This is a genomic window from Kribbella deserti (assembly GCF_042434725.1).
Classification (GTDB): Bacteria; Actinomycetota; Actinomycetes; order Propionibacteriales; family Kribbellaceae; genus Kribbella; species Kribbella deserti.
The window spans coordinates 630,645-650,148 of the sequence record NZ_JBHLTC010000018.1 but is presented as its reverse complement, the minus strand read 5'-3'; the positions used below and the strand labels follow the sequence as shown (position 1 = coordinate 650,148).

Here is a 19,504-nt window from a genome sequence, read left to right as displayed (position 1 = left end):
ACCCTGTCGGTGGGACCTGGCAGAGTTCGGCCATGACGCTCCCGGAGTCCGTCTTCGTGAAGGAGCAGGCCGGCGCCCCGGCGGGCTTCTTCGAGGTCGAGGCGGCCGGCCTGCGCTGGCTGGCCGTGCCCGGCGGAGTGCCGGTGGTGCCTCCGCTGGAGGTCTCCCCCGGCCGGCTGGCCACGCCCAAGCTCTCGCCCGTTCCACCGACGGGCCTGCTGGCCGAAGAGTTCGGCCGGCGTCTCGCGGTGACGCACGACGCCGGCGCCAGGTGGTTCGGCGTACCGCCCGACGGCTGGCAGACCGACGGCTTCATCGGGCCCATCCCACTTCCGCACGCGTTGACCCCCGTCGCCGCCTGGGGCGCGTTCTACGCGGAGTTCCGCCTCCGGCCGTACCTGCGCCAGGCATATGACCGCGGCCTGATCGACAACAGCCACCTGGCCGTCTTCGACCAGCTGTGCGCCCGGCTCGAGAGCGGCGGGTACGACGACCCGGCCGATGGTGCTGCCCGGGTGCACGGTGATCTGTGGTCGGGCAATGCGGTCTGGTGCGCCGATGGCGTGACCATGATCGACCCCGCGGCGCACGGCGGCCACCGCGAGACGGATCTCGCCATGCTGGACCTGTTCGGATTCCCCCTGCTCGAGCGGGTGCTGCGGGGCTACAACGAGGTCCATCCGCTCGCGGACGGCTGGTGGTCGCGGATCGGCCTGCACCAGCTCCACCCGTTGCTCACGCACGTTGTCATCTTCGGCGCCGCCTACGTGCCGAGGGCGCTGGCGATGGCCCGCAAGTACGACTAAAGCAGGGAGTTGTCCAAATGGTGAATGCTTACTCTTGACTCGCAGAGTCATCAGTCGAACACTTTCGGCCATGAGTCGACACGCCCGCCCTCGTCGCCGCCCATCCTTCGTCAGCATCGTCACCGCCCTCGCGCTTGCCGCTCCTGCGGGAATCGCGGCCGGGGCGACCGCCGCGGCAGTCTCCCCCGGTCAGCAGACAGCCGTCACCAGCAGCGCGCCCGGCTTGATCCCGAAGCCCTCGTCGCAGCGCGCTTTGGCCGGTCAGACCTTCACCCTGGACCGCTGGAGCCACGTCGGCGTCCAGACGTCGGTCAAGGAGGCCAAGGCCGCCCGAAAGATCGCCGGCAAGCTGGCCGGCCAGTTGCGCCGGTCGACCGGCTATCCGCTTCCGGTGGTCGGCTCACGCCATGCCGCGATCACGCTGTCCACCAACGGCCCGGCCTCGCTCGGCGCCGAGGGCTACACGCTGCGGTCCGACCGCTCCGGCATCGACGTGATCGCCGCGACGCCGGAAGGGCTCTACCGCGGCGTCACGACCCTGCGCCAGCTGCTGCCCGCGAAGGCCGAGGCGGCCACCCGGCAGGCCGGTCCCTGGCAGGTGCAGGGCGTCGCAATCGCGGACCAGCCCCGGTACGAGTACCGCGGCGCCATGCTGGACGTGTCTCGCCATTTCTTCTCCGTGGCCGAGGTCAAGCGCTACATCGAGCTGGTCTCGCTCTACAAGCTCAACAAGTTGCACCTGCACCTCTCGGACGACCAAGGCTGGCGGATCCAGGTCGACTCCTGGCCACGCCTCACGACGTACGGCGGCAGCCTGGAGGTCGGCGGCACGCCTGGCGGTTCGTACAGCAAGGCCGACTACGCCGAGATCGTGCGGTATGCCGCCGAGCACTACCTGACGGTGATCCCGGAGATCGACACTCCGGGGCACACCAACGCGGCCCTCGCGTCGTACGCGCAGCTGAACTGCAACGGCGTCGCCCCGCCGCTGTACACCGGCACCGCCGTCGGCTTCAGCTCGCTGTGCACGACCAAGCAGATCACGTACGACTTCCTCGGTGACGTCTTCCGCGAGGTGGCCCAGCAGAACCCGGGCCCGATCCTGCACCTCGGTGGTGACGAGGCCCACTCGACCCCGCACCAGGAGTACCTGGACTTCCTGCCGAAGGCATCCGCGCTGGTCACGGCACAGAACAAGTCGGTGATGGGCTGGCAGGAGATCGCGGAGACACCGCTGCCGGCCGGGAGTATCGCGCAGTACTGGGGTACCGACGACGCCCGCTCGCAGGAACTCGCCCGCAAGGCGGCCGCGCAGAACGCGAAGGTCGTACTCTCCCCCGCGAACCGCGCCTACCTGGACATGAAGTACAACGCGAGTACGCCGTACGGGCTCGATTGGGCCGGGCTCGTTCCGGTTGAGAAGTCGTACTCGTGGAACCCGTCCACGCTGATCCCGAACCTGCCGGCCAACTCCATCGCAGGCGTCGAGGCCCCGCTGTGGAGCGAGACGCTGGACGACATCGACAAGGTCGAGTTCATGGCGTTCCCGCGCCTGCCGGGCATTGCGGAGCTCGGCTGGTCCAAGGAGGCCGACCTCGGCTGGGACACCTACAAGGACCGCCTGGCGGCCCAGGGCTCTCGCTGGGACGCGCTGAGCGTCAACTTCTACCGCGCGCCGGAGATCGCCTGGCGCTGAGTACACGCTCTAGGCGGCCGGGGACCTCTGCGTGCGGAGACCCCGGCCGTCGTACGTCTAGGTCACCCCAGGACCCGGTCGACCAGCCAGGCTAGGTCTGGGTCCAGGTCCTGCTCGGCCACGGTGATCTCCGTAGCGGCCGCCTCGGGCTCTGGACGAACCTGTAGGCGGTAGATGTACCTGTCGGGCTGGGGACGGCCTCCGCCGGGCTGAGCCGCCTCCAACCGCCGTACGGTCTCCTCCAGCCGACCGCCGTCCTCGGCCTCGTTCGTATCGACCTCACCCCGGGCCACCAGACCCGCGAATCCGCCACTGCGTACGACCGTCACAATCACCGTCAACCAGCTCCCACCATCTCGGCTCAGCCCTCACGATCGAGCCCGAGCGACCTAACTGTCCAGTACCCGGGCACCCCGCGGGCCTTCGACGGCCGTCGCGACACGCCGGGACGGCCGATTTCGGCTGTCCGTCCTTGTCTGGCAGGGATGAGCGGCCGATAACGCGTCCGGTGATATATCAGCAGGTCGGCGGGGGTTTCGTTGTCGGCGGCAGACCGGGGCCGTCGGCCCGTACCCACAAACGGGCGCCACGACACAGCGCTACAGGTCACAACTTTCCGCGACACGAGTCGAAGTTGACCCCCCACACGAGCCCCCGAATCGGTTACAGTTATCGCGTTGCAGTTTTGGACTCCCATTGACTTTCGCTGTGCTGCATGGCCGGTTTTGTCGTCTGGGGCCTTTCGGCGACACGCGGCTCATGAGGTGTGGGTCGCGGTTTGTTACAAGCCATCAAGGAGATAGACAACAATGGCTGTCGGTACTGTCAAGTGGTTCAACGCTGACAAGGGCTTCGGCTTCATCACCCCGGATGACGGCGGCGCGGACGTGTTCGCGCACTACTCGGCCATCCAGACCTCGGGCTTCCGCTCGCTGGACGAGAACCAGCGGGTCGAGTTCGAGATCACCCAGGGCCAGAAGGGCCTGCAGGCGGAGAACATCCGCCCGCTGTGACCTTTCCGGTCTGAGCGAGACAGAACAAAAGGTTGGGGCCACACACTCCGGTGTGTGGCCCCTTCCCCTGTCCTGGGCCAGGATGGGCAGGTGAACGAACCGCCCAACGCCCCGTACACCCGTCACGACGAGAACGACGCCGAGCGCCTCGACCGGCAGTGGAACGAACTGCTCCAGGAGCTTCGCCTCGCGCAGACGGGCACGCAGATCCTCTTCGCCTTCCTGCTCAGCATCGCCTTCCAGCCACGTTTCCAGGATGCGGACGACTTCACCAAGATGGTCTTCGCCGGCACCTTGATCACCTCGGCACTGGCGATGGGGCTGTTCCTCGCACCGGTGTCGTTCCACCGGATCGTGTTCCAGCAGCGCGTGCGGCACCTGATGATCCCGATGGCCGACAAGATGGCCGCGGCCGGCCTGATCTTCCTCGTCGCCGCGATCGCGGGTGGTCTGCTACTCGCGCTGGACGTCGTACTGTCCCGTTCCACCGCCCTGATCGTGTGCGGCCTCGTGCTCAGCTGGTTCGTCGTGCTCTGGTACGTCGTGCCCGCCTGGGTCAAACGCGCCGCCAGCCGCTAGGTATAAGCGAGTTCCTTGCGGAGGCGCGGGATGACCGAGGTGGCCACCTCGGTGAGAACCTCCTCGGATCCGGCGTACACGCCTTCGGCGCGCGGGTAGTGCGTGATCACGTCGGTGAACCCGAGCCCGTGCGCCCGCCGTACGACGTGCTCGAAGGCCTCCGGGCTGGACAGGGAGTAGCGGGCGGAGTCGAGGGCCAGATGGCGTTCGAAGCCCGGCTTGGGCGTTTTGGCGAGGGTCTCGTCGAGCTTCGCGCTGAGCTCCTCCACCGAGGCGAACCAGGTCTCGAAGTCGTCGGACTTCCGCCCGGTGGTGACCCAGCCGGCGCCGTACTTGACCGCGAGCCGCAATGAGCGCGGGCCGTTCGCGGCCATGACGAACGGCACCCTCGGCTGCTGGATACAGCCCGGCCGGGTGCGGGCGTTGTTGGTGCTGAAGTACTCGCCTTCGACCGTCACGCCGTCCTCGAGCAGCAACCGGTCCAGCAGGGCCACGAACTCGGCCAGCCGGTCGACGGTTTGACGCGGCGTGAGCGGATCGCCACCGAGAATGGTCGAGTCGATGCCACCACCGGACCCGATACCGCAGACGAACCGGCCCCCGGAGATGTCGTCCAGCGCGAGGATCTCGCGGGTGAGCGACAGCGGGTGGCGGAAATTCGGCGAGGTGACGAATGTCCCAAGGCGGATCCGCTCGGTGACCAGCGCGGCCGCGGTCAGCGTCGGCGTGGTGCCGTACCAGGGGTGGTCCGGCAGGCCACCCCAGGTCAGATGATCGTAGGTCCAGGCGTGATCAAAGCCGAGTTCCTCGGCCCGTCGCCACTTCGGCGCGGCCTCGGCCCAGGTGTACTCCGGCAGGATCGTGATTCCGAAACGCATGGCATCCAGCCTAGACGCGCGGCTGGGAAAGTTGCTTTTTGCATCGTTGTCCGGCACGGTCGAAAGGTTGTTTTCCAGATGAGAATAAGGAGGCGCGCCGAAGCGAGGCGTGATTCAGCTGTGGCCATCGGCACCCGGATCGATCAACCGAGCCAGCAACCAGGCAACGAGCACAACGAGCACCCGGCCCTTGTCACCCCCCCACCACCCGGCAGCCGAAGTCGCGGCTCCGGTCTGGACACCGTTGTTTTTGGTGTCACCGCGCTGATCGCCCTGGCCTTCGTGGCTTGGGGATTCGCCGACGCGAGCAGTCTCGGCAGCGCGTCCGGCTCGGCCCTGAGCTGGGTCGAGCACAACACCGGCTGGCTGTTCGTGCTGCTGGCATCGGGATTTGTCGTCTTTGTGATCTGGCTCGCAGCCGGCCGGTACGGGCGGATTCCGCTCGGCCGTGACGACGAAGAGCCCGAGTTCAAAACCGTGTCCTGGGTCGCGATGATGTTCAGCGCGGGCATGGGCATCGGCCTGATGTTCTACGGCGTGAGCGAGCCGCTGGCCCACTTCGCCAGCCCGCCGCCGCGTACGGTCGAGGCCGGTTCGCCGGAGGCGTTGCAGACGGCGATGGCGACCACGTTGTTCCACTGGACCCTGCACCCGTGGGCGATCTACGCCGTGGTCGGTATAGCGATTGCCTACGGCACCTTTCGCCGCGGCCGCTCGCAGCTGATCAGCGCGGCCTTCGCGCCGTTGCTCGGCCGCCGTACCGAGGGCCCGGTCGGCAAGGTGATCGACGGGCTCGCCATCTTCGCCACCTTGTTCGGCTCGGCCGCGTCGCTCGGCCTGGGCGCGTTGCAGATCGGCTCCGGCGTACAGATTCTCGGCTGGCTCGACCACACCGGGAACGCCGTGCTGATCGGCGTGATCGCCGTGCTGACGGCCGCGTTCGTGGCCTCCGCGGTGTCGGGTGTTGCCAAGGGCATCCAATGGCTGTCGAACCTGAACATGGTGCTGGCGGTCGCCCTGGCCGCGTTCGTGTTCGTGGTCGGCCCGACCGTGCTGATCCTCAATCTGGTACCGACCGCGATCGGCGACTACTTCCGCGACCTGGCCTCCATGGCGGCGCGAACCGAGGCCAGTGGTGGCGACGCGATGGCCAAGTGGCTGTCGGGCTGGACCGTCTTCTACTGGGCCTGGTGGATCTCGTGGACGCCGTTCGTCGGTATGTTCATCGCCCGGATCAGCCGCGGCCGCACCATCCGCCAGTTCGTCACCGGTGTGCTGCTGGTTCCGAGCCTGGTCAGCCTGGTGTGGTTCTGCGTCTTCGGCGGCGCGGCGATCGACACCCAGCGCAACGGGGTGGACCTGGCCGGGCAGAGCACTCCGGAGGCCCAGCTGTTCGGATTGCTCGACACGTTGCCGTTGAGCTCGATCACGGTCGTGCTGGTCGTCGTACTGGTCGCGATCTTCTTCATCTCCGGCGCCGACGCGGCCTCGATCGTGATGGGCACGTTATCCTCGCGCGGTGCGATCGAGCCGAAGAAGGCGCTCGTCATCTTCTGGGGCTGTCTCACCGGTGCCGTCGCGGCCGTGATGCTGCTGTCCGGTGGCGGTGGCGCCGAGGCGCTGACCGGGTTGCGGGACATCACCATCGTCGCGGCGCTGCCGTTCGCGATCGTGATGGTCGGACTCGCGGTGGCACTGACCAAGGACCTGCGCACCGACCCGCTGATGCTGCGCAAGGAACTCGGTACCGAAGCGATCGAGCAGGCGGTGATCGACGGCGTCAGCGCCCACGGCGACGACTTCGTGCTCGTGGTGAAGGGCAACGGCGTCGAGCACGCGGAGCCGGAGTTCCCGGAGTCGGAGCAACCGCGCGGCGAGGTACCACCACCGAAGCCCTGATCCGGTCACTGGGAATATGTTTAGTGTTCAACTACGTTGGGAGTAGGTGACAGCGCGGACTGACGTGAGAGGCACGACCATGAGCGACACCATTGCCAGGACACCGGTGCTCTACCTCAGCCACGGCGCGCCGCCCCTGGCCGACGACCGCGTCTGGACCCGGGAGCTCGCCGGGATCGGGGCGCGGCTGGACAAGCCGACGGCCATCCTGATCGTGTCCGCTCACTGGGAGGCGGCGCCGCTCACGCTGGCCGCCACTCAGACCGTGCCGCTGGTCTACGACTTCTGGGGGTTCCCGGAGCGCTACTACCAAGTGGAGTACGCCGCTCCGGGAGCGCCCGAGCTCGCCGACCAGGTCCGCAAGCTGCTGCACTCCCCCGCGACACCCGTGTACGACGACCCCGATCGCGGTCTCGACCACGGCGCGTACGTGCCGCTGAAGGAGATGTATCCGGACGCGGATATTCCGGTCCTGCAGGTCTCGATGCCGACGCTGGACCCGCTGAAGCTGTACGAGGTCGGCCGCAAACTGGCTCCGCTGCGCGACCAGGGCGTGCTGATCGTGGGCAGCGGTTTCACCACGCACAACCTGAGCGGGCTGAACATGAGCCGCGACGCCGGCCACACCCCGCCCGCCTGGTCGAAGGAGTTCGACGACTGGGCGGAGCGGGCCTTGGCGGAGCAGGACGTGGACGCGCTGATCGACTTCCTGCACAAGGCACCGGCCGCGACCATCGCCCATCCCCGGACCGAGCACTTCGCGCCGTTGTTCGTCACGCTCGGCGCGGCCGAACACGAGCTGGACAAGGCCGACAGCGTGATCGAAGGCTTCTGGTACGGCCTGTCGAAGCGGTCGTGGCAGATCGGCTAGACCTTTGGTACGTCGAAGACGGCGAGGCTGGTGCCCATGATGCTGGCGAGCCAGACCAAGCCGTCGGCCTCGCGGGCGCTGGTCGGCCCGTGGAACTGGGCATGCCGCCCGCGCAGGTCGTGCACCAGCCGGCCGGTCTCGTCGTACGCCTGGATGTCGATCACCGACGCGGCCTTCGGCTTCACCGCGTCCGGCAACGCCCAGATCACCTTGCGCAGAGCCGGCGGTTTGTCGAGCAGGAAGTCCAGCAGGGCGTTGCGCGGTGAGCCGATCGCGATCCAGATCAGGCCGTCGGAACCGGTCGAGATGTTGTCCGGAAGTCCCGGCAGCATCAGCATCTGCTCGGGCCGCGCGCCCTCGGTCGTCAGGTCCAGCTTGAGCAGCCGGTAACCGGCCGTTTCCACGAAGAACAAGGTGTTCCCGTCGGCGCTCAACGTCACGCCGTTCGGAAATGCCAGACCGTCCGCGAGCTTGGTCAGCACACCATCCGGCGTACGGCGGAAGAGGCGGCCGGTGGCGGAATGCTCGAGCAGATCCGCCATCCACTCGTCCACGCTGAACCGGGTGGACGAGTCGGTGAAGTAGATCGTGCCGTCGGGCGCGACCGCCGCGTTGTTGCAGAACTTCATCGGCACGCCGTCGACCGACGCGGCGAGTGTCTCCACGTTTCCGCTGGCCAGATCCAGTCGGAGCAGGCCTCGCCCGGCGTCGCAGACCAGCACCGCACCGTCGGGCAGCCACTCCAGGCCGAGTGGGCGGCCGCCGGTGTTCGCGAGCTCGGTGATGGTCTTGCGATCGGCGCTGATGCGCAGAATCCGGCCGTCCAGTAAGCCGGTCAGAATGTTGCCTTCGGCATCGAGCAGGGTGTCCTCGGGGCCCTCGCCTGGCATCGGTACGACCGTCACGGCGATCGCCTTCTTGTTGCCGGGCGGTACGGCGGGCGGCGGGGTCCAGCGAACAGGGGTGATGCTCGACTTGGGGCTCATGCCGCAAACCCTAGTGGCGATGGGCTTGGCGGCGCCACGAGTGTCACTGCCAGCGGGCCAGCTCGTCGGGGCGCGGGTTCTCCACCTGGCATGACTCCGGGTGGTCGAACCGCAGGACCGGCCGCGCGCCATTGCCGTACCGCCCCCAGCCGGGATCACCGGTCGCCGCGAACGAAACCCAGGCGCCGTGAACCTCGTCCGCTAGGGATTGCGGCGGGTTGGGGCCGGTAAGCCGGGCAGCAGCTTCCCCCAAAGTGTCGAAGACGAAACCGATCTCCAGAGCGTGGCAAGCGCCCAAACCACCTAGCGGACTTGGCCAAGCGAATTCGTACATGAACGACTTGCCGCCGGTCGAGGCGTGCGCATCGGCCAATCGGACCGTGGGCATCGTGAAGAACCCGTCGGTGACTATGGCGGCCAGTACGTCGCCAGGCGATTGCCGGGGCCTGTTGGCCGCGTAGACGCCAGCAAGGGCCGGATCGATCCCCAGCTGCGCGAGCGCCTGCGGCAGCGCCTCGGCCGGGAGACCCGCAGCAACGCCCGTAGGGACCATGAACAGCCTGAACTCGTCACTGGTCGTCCCGGTCAGCAGGTCGACGTCCCGGCCCTCGCCGTCGATGATCGCGTCGAGCGGCATCCTCGAGATGAGCCGGCCGTCGATCACCGGGAAGAACGGCATCACGCCGAATCCGGCCGAGATGGTGGTCCGTCCCCAGCGCTGCGGATCCGGCCGGGCCCGAAGCTCCGCCGCGACGTCGCCCTGGGCCGCGATCAACGCCGGTACGGCGACACTGCCGAGGCCTTCCGCGGTGGGCTCCACGCCCAGGCGCTTCGCCACCTCCAGCGTGACGTTGGCGGCGTCGGCTTGTTCGGCGACGGCCTGGGCGGAACCGCTCTGCACGATCGCGCGATGGAACAACCCGCGGGCCGCCGGCATCGAGACCAACGTGGCAACGCTCATCCCGCCCGCCGATTCACCGAAAACCGTCACCCGCGCGGGATCGCCTCCGAACACGGCGGCGTTCTCCTGCACCCAGGCCAGCGCCGCGAGCTGGTCGAGCAGCCCGCGATTGGCCGGGGCGTCCCGAACCACGCCGAAGCCTTGGACCCCGAGCCGGTAGTTCGCGCTCACCAGCACGACGCCGTCGCGCGCGAACGCGGTGCCGTCATACGTCGGCACCGCGTTCGAGCCGTTCCGGAAGGCGCCGCCGTGCAGCCACACCATCACCGGCAGGCCTTCGCCCGACGGCAGGCCTTCGCTGTCCGCGGGGGCCCAGACGTTCAGGTTGAGAAAGTCCGGCCCGTCGATGAACGGATTCGCCAGCAGTTGATCGTACGGCGGCTGGTAACTCGGTTGAGGCGCCGTTGGCCCGAGGGTGATCGCGTCCCGCACGCCGTCCCAGGCGCGGACCGGCCGGGGCGCCGCGAAAGCCCACGGGCCGATCGGTGCCTCGGCGTACGGAATGCCGAGGAACGCGGAAACGCCGCCGACCGTCCGCCCGCGAATCTTGCCCGTGCTCAGTACGACCGTCGGCTGCATGCCAGTAATACTGCGGCGTCAACAGCTTCGTGTCGACGCGAAGCCTTTCGGTCCGCTTGGCGGACGCACTACTCGCCGGTCGCGCCGTCGATGCGTTCGCGCAGCAGGTCAGCGTGGCCGCAGTGGCGTCCGTACTCCTCGACCATGTGGGTCAGCACCCAGCGCAAGGTGATCGGCTCGTCGCGCCACTTGCCCAAGGTGCCTGGTTCGAGCTCGTCGACGATGGCGCGCGCCTTCGCGACGGCTGCGTCGTACCGCTCGAGGTCAGCGGCGTACGAAGCGGGGTCGAGGTCGTTCCAGTCGCCGCCGGGGTTGGACGCCGTGTACGGATACACGAGAGGCTCATCGGTGAAGCACTCCACAAACCAGCTGAGCTCCACCTCGGTGAGATGGCGCAGTAGCCCGTGCAGGGATAGCTGGGACGGCTCGACGGCGCGCAGGCCGAGTTGCTCCGGGGTCAGGCCCTCGCATTTCCAGCGGAGCGTGGCACGGAGGAACTCAAGAAAGCCGACGATCGTGGCCTTCTCTTCGGCGTTCATCGGAGGCTCGGGGCGAGTGTCGTTCTCCATACCCGGAAACTTAGTGGGAGGCACCGACACTTTCCCACTGCACTGGCCGGAAGCGCTGGTCTACTGATCGGCTGGAATCCGGAGATAGGCTCGGTGATATGACATCAACCGAATCCAGCAGTCGTCCCTACGGTGCGTTCCCGGTGCGGATCGGATTCCAGGTCCAGCCCCAGCACGCCGAGTACGGCCAGATCCGGCGAGCCGTCGCAGCCGCCGAAGAGGCCGGGGTCGACATCGTTTTCAACTGGGACCACTTCTATCCCTTGTCAGGTGAGCCCGAGGGTCTGCACTTCGAGTGCTGGACCATGCTCGGCGCGTGGGCCGAGGCCACCGAGCGGGTCGAGATCGGGGCGCTCGTCAGCTGCAACTCCTACCGCAACCCCGAGCTGCTGGCCGATATGGCCCGCACGGTCGATCACATCAGCAACGGCCGGCTGATCCTCGGTATCGGTTCGGGCTGGTTCGAGAAGGACTACCAGGAGTACGGCTACGAGTTCGGCACCGCCGGTGGGCGGCTGGACATCCTGGCCGAGGCGTTGCCGCGGATCGAGCAGCGCCTGAGCAAGCTCAACCCGCAGCCGACGCGGAACATCCCCGTGCTGATCGGCGGCGGTGGCGAGAAGAAGACGCTCAAGCTGGTCGCGAAGCACGCCACGATCTGGCACGGCTTCGGTGACGCGGAGACCGTCGCGCACAAGCACGCCGTACTCGACCAGCACTGCGCCGACGTCGGCCGCGACCCGGGTGAGATCGAGCGGTCGGTGGCCGTCAGCGACTCGCCGGAGAAGGTCGGCCAGGGCCTGCTCGACGTCGGTACCCGCCTGTTCACGGTCAGCGCGAGCGGTCCGGACTACGACCTCGGCCTGCTGCGCGAGTGGATCAGCTGGCGCGACGAGCAGAACAAGTAGCGTGCCCGCGCCCGGAGAACCGCCGTCAGGTTTTCCGGGCGCAGCCGCTAGGATTCCGGCATGCCCACGCTTCCCACCGACGGTACGGTTCTGCCCATCACCCGCTGGGGTGAGCCCGTCATGCACCAGCTCTGCAAGCCCGTCACGACCTTCGACGACCAGCTGAAAAAGCTGGTCGCGGACATGGTCGCGACGATGAACGCCGCCGAGGGCGTCGGCCTCGCGGCGAACCAGGTCGGCGTGGACCTGCAGCTGTTCGTGTTCGACTGCCCGGACGCGGACGGCGTTCGGCATCAGGGTGTGGTCTGCAACCCGACGGTCGAGGTCGTCGAGGGCAAGGACCGCAAGCTCGACGAGGGCGATGAGGGCTGCCTGTCGCTGCCCGGCGCGTTCACCAAGTGCGCCCGGCCGGACTGGGCCCGCGTCACCGGTGTCGACGAGAACGGCGAGCCCGTCACCTTCGAGGGCAACGGCCTGCTCGCGCGCTGTCTGCAGCACGAGACCGATCACACCCAGGGCACGGTCTTCGGCGACCGTTTGTCCCGCAAGTACCGCAAGCGCCTGTTCGCCGAGGCCGAGGAACTGGCCCCGCACTACCCGGCCGACTGGCCCGTGAGCCCGATCTACGACCCCGAGAACGAGCTCACCGACGCCGAGTAGTCAGTACGCCGGGCAGTCAGTACTTCGATGCGGCGAGACCGTCCGCGAGGATGGCCTCGACCGCTTCCTCAGCGGTCATCTCGGTCGTGTCGAGCCACAGACCGCGCTGGGGCATCGCAACCAGCTCGGCGCGCATGGAGTCCACCGAGGCCGCGAGGTCCATCCCGGCCGCCAGCCAGTCCTCGTACGCCGCGCTGCCGCGGCCGAGCTCCCGGGCCACGATCGACTCGGTCGACGGGTTCAGGACCACCAGGTGCTTCTCGACGTCGCCCACCTGGTCCATCCAGCGAACCAGGTGCTCGCCCATGATGATCTCGCTGCAGACGAAGTCGAAGCCCGCTTGCACGTACTGGCGAGCCACCAGCGCGGAGGCGTCGTACCGCAGTTGTAGCTGGCGTAGCGCCTCAGGGTCCGGATCGGGCGTCATGTCGACGTTCCCGGACTTGACCATCGTGTAGAACACGTCGCCGTCCAAGGCCGCTGCGGGAGGCCCGAGCCGTTTCGCCAACATGGGCGCCACAGTGCTCTTTCCTGATGCCTGCAAGCCTGTTACGAGGATGACTCGGCTACTCATGAGTCATTAGTCTGCCTTGCGTCTCAACTGATTTTCGGCGCGCCGCCGGTCGTGGATTTCAGTACCACCCTGGGGTACCGTCGCGATATTCGCGTGCTGGGTCCAAAAACGCTGCCCGTTTGCACGCGCTTGCTCGAAGGTCTGCTCGATGACCCGCTTACCCGTTCGAACCGGTCGCCCGAATCGCGACGGCCGGCAGATCAGCCGTTTCGCGCACCGGCTGACCGTGCTCACCGGTGTGCCGGTCAGCCTCCGCTGGCGGCCGACCACCTCGCCGTACTGGTTCGGCAAGGACTGGCAGCTTGTCTGGTCCAACGGCCCGACCATCGCCCGAATGCGCGCCCTCGCGGGCAAGCTCGCCGGTCATACCGGCAGCGTCACGGTGGAACACCTGCAATGGAGCAGGTGCGTCCTGCCGTCCGCGTTCGGCCTCGCCCTGATCCACAACGTCCGCGCCGGCCTACCGCCGCTCGGTGACGCCACCAGCTGCAACGAACTACTCGCGCAACTCGACGAGATCGACTACCCCGAGCACGGCTCGCCCCGCGACGTACTGCTCGCCGAACGCCTGACCCGCTTGGGCAATCACCACGAACAGGACATGCTCGACTTCCTCACCCGCTACGGCCTACCCGGCCTAGGCGAAGGCCCCCTGGCCCCCACCTCCAACCTGGCCCTACTCCCCCAACTCCAAAACGACGCCCACCCCGGCTGATGCGTCAGGGGGGCGGGTGGCGTAGAAGGTTACGGCGGCGGCGGCGCCTACGTTGAGGCTGTCGACGTTGCCGGACATGGGGATTCGCACGGTCAGGTCGGTCGCGTCGAGGACGTGGCTTTTGAGGCCGTGGCCTTCGGTGCCGAACAGCAGGGCCAGTTTCGGCAGCTCGCGGGCGGCCAGGTCGTCGAGGGTGATCGAGTCGTCGTTCAGCGCCAGGGCCGCGGTCACGAAACCGTGCTCGCGGACGCGTTCGAGATCAGCCGGCCAGGAGGTCAGCCGGGTCCACGGGATCTGGAAGACCGTGCCCATCGACACCTTCACCGACCGCCGGTACAGCGGATCGGCGCAGCCCGGCGTGACCAGTACTGCGTCCACCCCGAGGCCGGCCGCGTTGCGGAAGATCGCGCCGACGTTCTGGTGATCGACGATGTCGTCCAGGATGACCACCCGGCGCGCGCCTTCGAGCATGGTGCCGAGGTCCGGCGCCGGTTTCCGGTGGTACGACGCGATGGCGCCGCGGTGAACGTGAAAACCCGTCACCTCTTCGGCAAGCTCGGGCGACACGACGTACACCGGCACCTCCGGCCAGCGCGCGAGTACGTCCTCGAGCGAGGCCAGCCAGCGCTCGGCCAGCAGGAACGAGCGTGGTTCGTAACCACCTTCGGCCGCCCGGCGAATCACCTTGTCGCCCTCGGCGATGAACAACCCGTGCTCCGCCTCGAGCAACTTGCGCAGGCTCACCTCGCGCAGCTTGACGTAGTCACCGAGGCGTTCGTCCGCCGCGTCGGTGATCGGGATCAGCCGGCTCACTCCGCGGCGGCCTCGGCCGTACGGCGTACCGCTTCCCGGCGTAGCTCGTCGGCGACGGCGACAACGTTGCCGACGACAACGATCGCGGGCGCGCCCACGCCGGCGTCAGCCATCGCGGCGGCGATTCCACCGAGGTCGGACGTGACCGAATGCTGACCGGGCAACGTGCCGTCGGCGATCGCGGCGGCGGGCGTACTCGCGTCCCGGCCGTACCGGATAAGAGTTTTCGCGATCTCCGGCAGATTCTCCACCGCCATCAGCAGTACGAGCGTGCCGCGCAGATGCGCGAGCGCCTCCCAGTTGACCAGCGAATCCGGATGACCCGGCGGGATATGACCGGAGACGACGGTGAACTCATGCGCCACCCCGCGATGCGTGACCGGGATCCCCGCGGCGGCTGGAACCGAGATCGAGCTGGTGATCCCGGGAACCACGGTCCACGCCACTCCGGCCTCGGCGCACGCGATGCCCTCTTCGAAGCCGCGGCCGAAGACGTACGAGTCGCCGCCCTTCAGCCGGACCACGAGTTTGCCCTGTTGGGCGCGATCCACCAGGATCCGGTTGATCTCCTCCTGCTGGGCGGCACGACCCCGCGGAAGCTTAGCGGCGTCGATGAGCTCCACATCGGGGTGAAGCTCTTCCAACAGCTGCTGCGGCGCAAGCCGGTCCGCAACCACTACGTCAGCCTCAGCCAGTAGGCGCCGCCCTCGCACGGTAATCAGGTCCGGATCGCCTGGACCGCCTCCAACCAGGTAAACCCCGGCGGACTTGTCGACGGAGTCACGCGCGCCTAGTGCGCCCGTACGAAGCTCTTCGAGGATCGCGTCCCGTACGGCGGCCGAGCGGCGGTGGTCGCCTCCACCGAGTACGCCGATGGTGACGTGGTCGTGCTGGCCCGAGGCCGGCGTCCATGCCGTGGCGCGGGAGCGGTCGTCGGACCGTACACAGAAGATCCGGCGCCCCTCCGCCTCGGTCGACACCTGGTCGTTGACCTCGCTTACGTCGGTGGCGACGATCACGTACCAGGCGCCTTCGAGATCGCCCTCGACGTACCCGCGCTGGATCCAGTTCAGCGACGGATTGCCCAGCAGGCCTTCGATGGTCGGCGTGATCGCGGGCGAAATCAGATCGATCCGCGCGCCCGTCTCGAGCAGCCGGGGCAACCGCCGCTGCGCGACACCGCCACCGCCGACGACCACCACGCGGCGATCGGTCAGCACCAGACCGGACAGGTACGGCGCCTGCTCACTCATGCCTGTTCTCCTTCGGCAGGGCCTTGACCGGCCTCCGCTTGATCGTCGATCCCGGCGCTCTCGAACGTCGCCATCTCGGCCAGGGCCCGCACCGCGCAACTCAGGATCGGATAGGCCAGTACCGCGCCCGTACCCTCCCCGAGTCGCAGGTCGAGATCCACCAGCGGCTGCAGCGCGAGCGCCTTCAACGCCACCGCGTGACCCGCCTCGGCCGAACGATGCCCCGCCACGCAGTAGTCGATCGCCGCCGGGTGAATCGCCTGCGCGACGAGCGCGGCCGCGCCCGCGATGACCCCGTCGAGCATCACCGGCACGCGGTTCGCCGCCGCACCGAGGATGTACCCGGCGAGCGCGGCGTGCTCCAGTCCGCCGTACGCCGCCAGCACGCCGACCGGGTCCGTCGCGGGTACGTCGTGCAGCATCAGCGCGGAGCGGACCACCTCGGTCTTGTGCGCCAGGGTCCGATCGTCGATCCCGGTCCCCCGGCCCGTCACGTCATCGGCCGTGGTCCCGGTGAAGGTGGCGATCAGCGCGGCCGAGGCCGTCGTGTTCGCGATGCCCATGTCACCGGTGAGCAGGCAGCCGTATCCATCGCGCACGAGCTGGTCCGCGAGGTCGAATCCGACCTGGATCGCGGCCATCACCTCGTCGCCGGTGAGCGCCGGGCCTTGTGACATATCGCGCGTTCCGGGCCGCACCTTGGCGTGCACGATGTCGAGCCCGCTCACGTCCGCCGCGACGCCGACATCCACCACTCGTACGTCGACCCGGTTGTTCGCCGCGAAGGCGTTGACCGCGGCACCACCGGCGGTGAAGTTGGCCAGCATGCCGGCGGTGACCTCCTGCGGCCACGGCGACACCCCCTGCGCGTGCACCCCGTGGTCGGCCGCGAACACCGACACCACGGCGGCGGACGGTACGGCCGGAGGGCAGACGCCCGTCATTCCGGCCACCCGGATCGACAGCTCCTCCAGCACACCGAGTGAGCCGGCCGGCTTCGTGAGCGCGAGCTGCCGCTCGGTCGCCGCACGCATCGCCGCCTCGTCGGCCGGTTCGATCCGGGTCAGATACCTCTCCACCGCACTCCCTTTCACAGGCCCCACCACGGGTGGTCCCTTCGACTGTCCACCCGCATCTTCGCACCCACCGGCCAAACCCCCGACCCGAGCCGCCCGGGACGGACAGTAATCTCGGACCCGAGGTGGATCTGCTATCACAGCGGATTACCGCTTCGGTTACGGCCTGTGTTATTCGGCAATCACCTGGAGGACATTCGATGTCGCTCGACCGACCAGTCGCCCCGGACCCGTACGAGCTGCTGCCCGCGGCCGGCACCTTCACCGTGACCAGCGAGAACGTCGCGCACGGCGAGACCATGCCGGAGGATCAGGTCTTTGCCGGCGGCAACACCTCGCCGCAGCTCAGCTGGGAAGGCTTTCCCGAGGAGACCAAGGCCTTCGTCGTCACCTGCTTCGACCCCGACGCGCCGACTCCTTCCGGCTTCTGGCACTGGGTGCTGGTGAACCTCCCCGCCTCGGAGACGTCCCTGCCCGCCGGCGCCGGCGCAACCCCCCGGCTGGAGAACGGCGCGTTCCACGTCCGCAACGACATGGGCCAGCTGGCGTACGCCGGTGCCGCCCCGCCCGCCGGTGACCAGGTGCACCGCTACTACTTCGTGGTCCACGCCATCGACGTCGAGGCCCTGGACGTAGACGCGGACGCCACCCCGGCTGTCGTCAGCTTCAACCTCGCCTTCCACACCCTCGCCCGCGCCATCCTCACCCCCACCTACCAACAGTCCTGACGGCCTGGAGCGGCCTCCACATCGGTTACCTCGGGGTCAGACGACTTTGCGGAAGTCCCCTACCGTCGTCGCAGATAGTTTTGCGAACGCGTCGGCGGTCAGTTCGAGGGTCACCTCGCGCCGGCCACTTCCGCACAGGATGAGGTCCAGCTCGAGCACGGCCCGATCAACAAAAACCACCGCGTTCGGCACCGGGATGGGCGCGATGCCGCCGACCTGCATGTCCAGTTGCGCCTCGATCCGCTCCGGCGGGGCCTTGCGCAGGTCAGCTCGCCGTACGCCCAACGCCGTCGCCACCCGCCGGTAGTCCACGCTGTCCGCCGCCCGCAACGCGATCACGGCGATCGATCCGTCCGGATGCTCGAAGGCCAGACCTTTGACCATGCAGCCGGGATCGAAGGGCAGAACGGCCTTGGCATCCTCGAACGTCACGATCGACTCGTGCCGATGGAGGATGAAGGGGATGTCCCGGTCCGTCAGGTATTGCGCTGCTGCCGTTCCCATGCCAGCCACGCTAGGCCGTGGCCGCTGCCGCCGCGAGATCCATAACCCGACTTACCAACAGGACCAATCGAGGCGGTACGTCGGCGGTACCCTGACCGGCCGCACGTCAGGGGGTACGGAGGAGGCGGGCTCGGCGGGCGGGGAGGTCGATGGTGGTGACGCGTTGGCCCGACTCGTCCAGGTAGGCAGTGGGGAGGGTCACGCGCCGCGTGGTTTGGGGGTCGGCGTTGACCAGGACGAGACCGCGTTCGAAGGTCCGCTGGTACAGATTGGGTTGTGGCTGGGTCCGGGCGCCGGTGGCGGCTCCGAACTGCCAGTCGTACATGTCGCGCGTGGCCACCCAGTCGCCGACCACGGCATCGACGTTCGACTCCATGAACAGCTGGCTGCCGTCATCCCCCAGCAAGAACGTGGCGAATCCGTACCGAGCGCATTCCAGGCAACGACCGCCGGAGGTCTGCGCGCTGAAGACGCCGAGCTTCCCACGGGCGGCGTTCGTCTCGACCTCGGCAAGCTGAACCTGCCATCCCGATGGTTCGTACGCCGGCAGGTTGTTCGGCTCGGACTCGGTTCCGCCGAAGGTGGTCCAGAACTCGTCGAACCCGCCGGACTGGTGCGTGGAGTACTGGTCCCACAGGCCCGGGAACAGCCTGGCGTCGGCCATGTTGGCCATGATTCCGTAACCGCCATCGCGGAGCTGCTGGCTGACGTAGTCGATGAATGACTGGTACGCCGCGTGGCCGGCGTTGTTGCCGGCGTACTGGTCGGGCGCAACACCGCCGGGGGTGTAGGCGCCGATCTTGGTCAGCTGGTTGTCCACGAAGACGCCGTCGATCACGGTGCTGGCACGGAGTTCGGCCAGGACGTTGGCCGCCCAGCGCTCCTTGTACCCGGCCGCGCCGACGTCGGCATGCCAGTGCGACGGATATCCGACGTACTCGAAGCGCTTGCCACCAACGGTGAGGAACCAGTCCGGGTGGTTCGCCACCGTGTGGCAATAGTCCACGCCCCAGTCGCGGCCGATCGTGCCGCCGTCCGCGTTGCACCACTGGCTCGCCGGCTGGTTCAGATCCCGCCGGGTAGAGCTGGCGTCCTTGTAGACGTAAACGAGCGCATCCGCACGGGTTTGCTTCACCGCGGCGGCGATCCGGCGCATATACGGGCTGAGCAGGAACAACCGATACCGGCTCACGTCCACCTGTGCCAGGCGGGCCGGATCGTCCGCGCCGCCGAACAGCCGGAACGCGAAGCTGTCCGCCGTCGACTCGGTGGCCTGCGCGGGCCGCGACCTGGTGACGGTCATCCCGGTCAGCAGCAGAGCGACCGTCATTCCAGCGGCGATCAACCGCCGCCTACTCGACGGCTTGAACATGATCGAATCCTCTTCCGTAGCGGTGGAGAGCACCCTAGTTCGCACGGGTTCATCCATGGCACGT

Annotated in this window: 21 protein-coding genes; 10 read left to right on the top strand and 11 right to left on the bottom strand. The window is 68.0% G+C overall.

Annotated elements, in window-relative coordinates:
* The first annotated feature begins 32 nt into the window (after positions 1 to 32).
* Positions 33 to 806, top strand: a complete 774-nt coding sequence (locus ACFFGN_RS16305) for a fructosamine kinase family protein (protein WP_380048269.1) — start codon at positions 33 to 35, stop codon at positions 804 to 806.
* 70 nt (positions 807 to 876) lie between these two features.
* Entirely contained in the window at positions 877 to 2,502 is a 1,626-nt protein-coding gene (locus tag ACFFGN_RS16300) for a beta-N-acetylhexosaminidase (RefSeq protein ID WP_380048267.1), read from the top strand.
* 62 nt (positions 2,503 to 2,564) lie between these two features.
* Here ACFFGN_RS16300 and ACFFGN_RS16295 read toward each other — a convergent pair whose 3' ends face one another.
* The gene (locus ACFFGN_RS16295) at positions 2,565 to 2,837 is read right to left on the bottom strand and encodes a protealysin inhibitor emfourin (protein WP_380048750.1); all 273 of its coding nucleotides are present in this window, start codon (positions 2,835 to 2,837) and stop codon (positions 2,565 to 2,567) included.
* Between the two features lie 474 nt (positions 2,838 to 3,311).
* Between ACFFGN_RS16295 and ACFFGN_RS16290 the strand changes: the two genes are divergently transcribed.
* Together ACFFGN_RS16290 and ACFFGN_RS16285 are read left to right on the top strand one after the other, a co-directional pair.
* Positions 3,312 to 3,515, top strand: coding sequence for a cold-shock protein (locus tag ACFFGN_RS16290; protein ID WP_325057449.1), 204 nt, complete (start codon positions 3,312 to 3,314; stop codon positions 3,513 to 3,515).
* Between the two features lie 90 nt (positions 3,516 to 3,605).
* Positions 3,606 to 4,094: a DUF6328 family protein gene (locus ACFFGN_RS16285; protein WP_380048264.1), complete on the top strand. Its 489-nt coding sequence runs from the start codon at positions 3,606 to 3,608 to the stop codon at positions 4,092 to 4,094.
* Here ACFFGN_RS16285 and ACFFGN_RS16280 read toward each other — a convergent pair.
* Positions 4,091 to 4,972 carry an LLM class flavin-dependent oxidoreductase gene (locus ACFFGN_RS16280; RefSeq protein ID WP_380048262.1) on the bottom strand — a complete coding sequence of 294 codons (882 nt, stop codon included), beginning with the start codon at positions 4,970 to 4,972 and terminating at the stop codon, positions 4,091 to 4,093. The genes ACFFGN_RS16285 and ACFFGN_RS16280 overlap by 4 nt on opposite strands.
* 120 nt (positions 4,973 to 5,092) lie before the next feature.
* Between ACFFGN_RS16280 and ACFFGN_RS16275 the strand changes: the two genes are divergently transcribed.
* Positions 5,093 to 6,871, top strand: coding sequence for a BCCT family transporter (locus ACFFGN_RS16275; protein WP_380048260.1), 1,779 nt, complete (start codon positions 5,093 to 5,095; stop codon positions 6,869 to 6,871).
* A gap of 79 nt (positions 6,872 to 6,950) precedes the next feature.
* The gene (locus ACFFGN_RS16270) at positions 6,951 to 7,742 is read left to right on the top strand and encodes a dioxygenase family protein (protein ID WP_380048258.1); all 792 of its coding nucleotides are present in this window, start codon (positions 6,951 to 6,953) and stop codon (positions 7,740 to 7,742) included.
* Here the strand turns inward: ACFFGN_RS16270 and ACFFGN_RS16265 are convergent.
* The 3 genes from ACFFGN_RS16265 to ACFFGN_RS16255 form a co-directional block, all read right to left on the bottom strand.
* The gene (locus ACFFGN_RS16265; protein ID WP_380048256.1) at positions 7,739 to 8,728 is read right to left on the bottom strand and encodes an SMP-30/gluconolactonase/LRE family protein; all 990 of its coding nucleotides are present in this window, start codon (positions 8,726 to 8,728) and stop codon (positions 7,739 to 7,741) included. The two genes, ACFFGN_RS16270 and ACFFGN_RS16265, sit on opposite strands and share 4 nt — an antisense overlap.
* A gap of 43 nt (positions 8,729 to 8,771) precedes the next feature.
* A complete protein-coding gene (locus tag ACFFGN_RS16260; RefSeq protein WP_380048254.1) occupies positions 8,772 to 10,268 on the bottom strand; it encodes a carboxylesterase/lipase family protein in 1,497 nt (498 codons plus the stop codon).
* 68 nt (positions 10,269 to 10,336) lie between these two features.
* On the bottom strand, positions 10,337 to 10,837 hold the full coding sequence (locus ACFFGN_RS16255; RefSeq protein ID WP_380048252.1) for a DinB family protein: 501 nt from the start codon (positions 10,835 to 10,837) through the stop codon (positions 10,337 to 10,339).
* A 98-nt stretch (positions 10,838 to 10,935) separates the two neighbouring features.
* On the opposite strand from ACFFGN_RS16255, the gene ACFFGN_RS16250 reads away from it, so the two are divergent.
* The gene (locus ACFFGN_RS16250; protein ID WP_380048250.1) at positions 10,936 to 11,745 is read left to right on the top strand and encodes an LLM class F420-dependent oxidoreductase; all 810 of its coding nucleotides are present in this window, start codon (positions 10,936 to 10,938) and stop codon (positions 11,743 to 11,745) included.
* A gap of 60 nt (positions 11,746 to 11,805) precedes the next feature.
* Complete coding sequence (gene def / locus ACFFGN_RS16245; RefSeq protein ID WP_380048248.1) at positions 11,806 to 12,405, top strand: peptide deformylase; 600 nt, start codon at positions 11,806 to 11,808, stop codon at positions 12,403 to 12,405.
* A gap of 16 nt (positions 12,406 to 12,421) precedes the next feature.
* On the opposite strand, the gene ACFFGN_RS16240 is transcribed toward def, so the two are convergent.
* On the bottom strand, positions 12,422 to 12,979 hold the full coding sequence (locus ACFFGN_RS16240; protein WP_380048247.1) for an AAA family ATPase: 558 nt from the start codon (positions 12,977 to 12,979) through the stop codon (positions 12,422 to 12,424).
* Positions 12,980 to 13,127: 148 nt separating this feature from the next.
* Here ACFFGN_RS16240 and ACFFGN_RS16235 point away from each other — a divergent pair, with 148 nt between their 5' ends.
* Complete coding sequence (locus ACFFGN_RS16235) at positions 13,128 to 13,694, top strand: hypothetical protein (protein WP_380048246.1); 567 nt, start codon at positions 13,128 to 13,130, stop codon at positions 13,692 to 13,694.
* On the opposite strand, the gene ACFFGN_RS16230 is transcribed toward ACFFGN_RS16235, so the two are convergent.
* The 3 genes from ACFFGN_RS16230 to cobT are packed head-to-tail and all read right to left on the bottom strand — an operon-like array spanning position 13,656 to position 16,839.
* Positions 13,656 to 14,507: a TrmH family RNA methyltransferase gene (locus tag ACFFGN_RS16230; protein ID WP_380048244.1), complete on the bottom strand. Its 852-nt coding sequence runs from the start codon at positions 14,505 to 14,507 to the stop codon at positions 13,656 to 13,658. The genes ACFFGN_RS16235 and ACFFGN_RS16230 overlap by 39 nt on opposite strands.
* Positions 14,504 to 15,760 (bottom strand): uroporphyrinogen-III C-methyltransferase, encoded by a 1,257-nt coding sequence (gene cobA, locus ACFFGN_RS16225; RefSeq protein ID WP_380048242.1) that lies wholly within the window; start codon positions 15,758 to 15,760, stop codon positions 14,504 to 14,506. The genes ACFFGN_RS16230 and cobA overlap by 4 nt, the downstream gene beginning before the upstream one ends.
* Positions 15,757 to 16,839, bottom strand: coding sequence for a nicotinate-nucleotide--dimethylbenzimidazole phosphoribosyltransferase (gene cobT / locus ACFFGN_RS16220; RefSeq protein ID WP_380048240.1), 1,083 nt, complete (start codon positions 16,837 to 16,839; stop codon positions 15,757 to 15,759). Before cobT ends, cobA begins: the two co-directional genes overlap by 4 nt.
* A gap of 197 nt (positions 16,840 to 17,036) precedes the next feature.
* On the opposite strand from cobT, the gene ACFFGN_RS16215 reads away from it, so the two are divergent.
* Positions 17,037 to 17,564, top strand: coding sequence for a YbhB/YbcL family Raf kinase inhibitor-like protein (locus tag ACFFGN_RS16215; protein WP_380048238.1), 528 nt, complete (start codon positions 17,037 to 17,039; stop codon positions 17,562 to 17,564).
* A gap of 36 nt (positions 17,565 to 17,600) precedes the next feature.
* Here the strand turns inward: ACFFGN_RS16215 and ACFFGN_RS16210 are convergent, their stop codons facing one another.
* Both ACFFGN_RS16210 and ACFFGN_RS16205 read right to left on the bottom strand, forming a co-directional pair.
* Entirely contained in the window at positions 17,601 to 18,068 is a 468-nt protein-coding gene (locus ACFFGN_RS16210) for an aminoacyl-tRNA deacylase (RefSeq protein ID WP_380048236.1), read from the bottom strand.
* Between the two features lie 106 nt (positions 18,069 to 18,174).
* Entirely contained in the window at positions 18,175 to 19,440 is a 1,266-nt protein-coding gene (locus tag ACFFGN_RS16205) for a putative glycoside hydrolase (RefSeq protein WP_380048234.1), read from the bottom strand.
* Positions 19,441 to 19,504 lie beyond the last annotated feature (64 nt).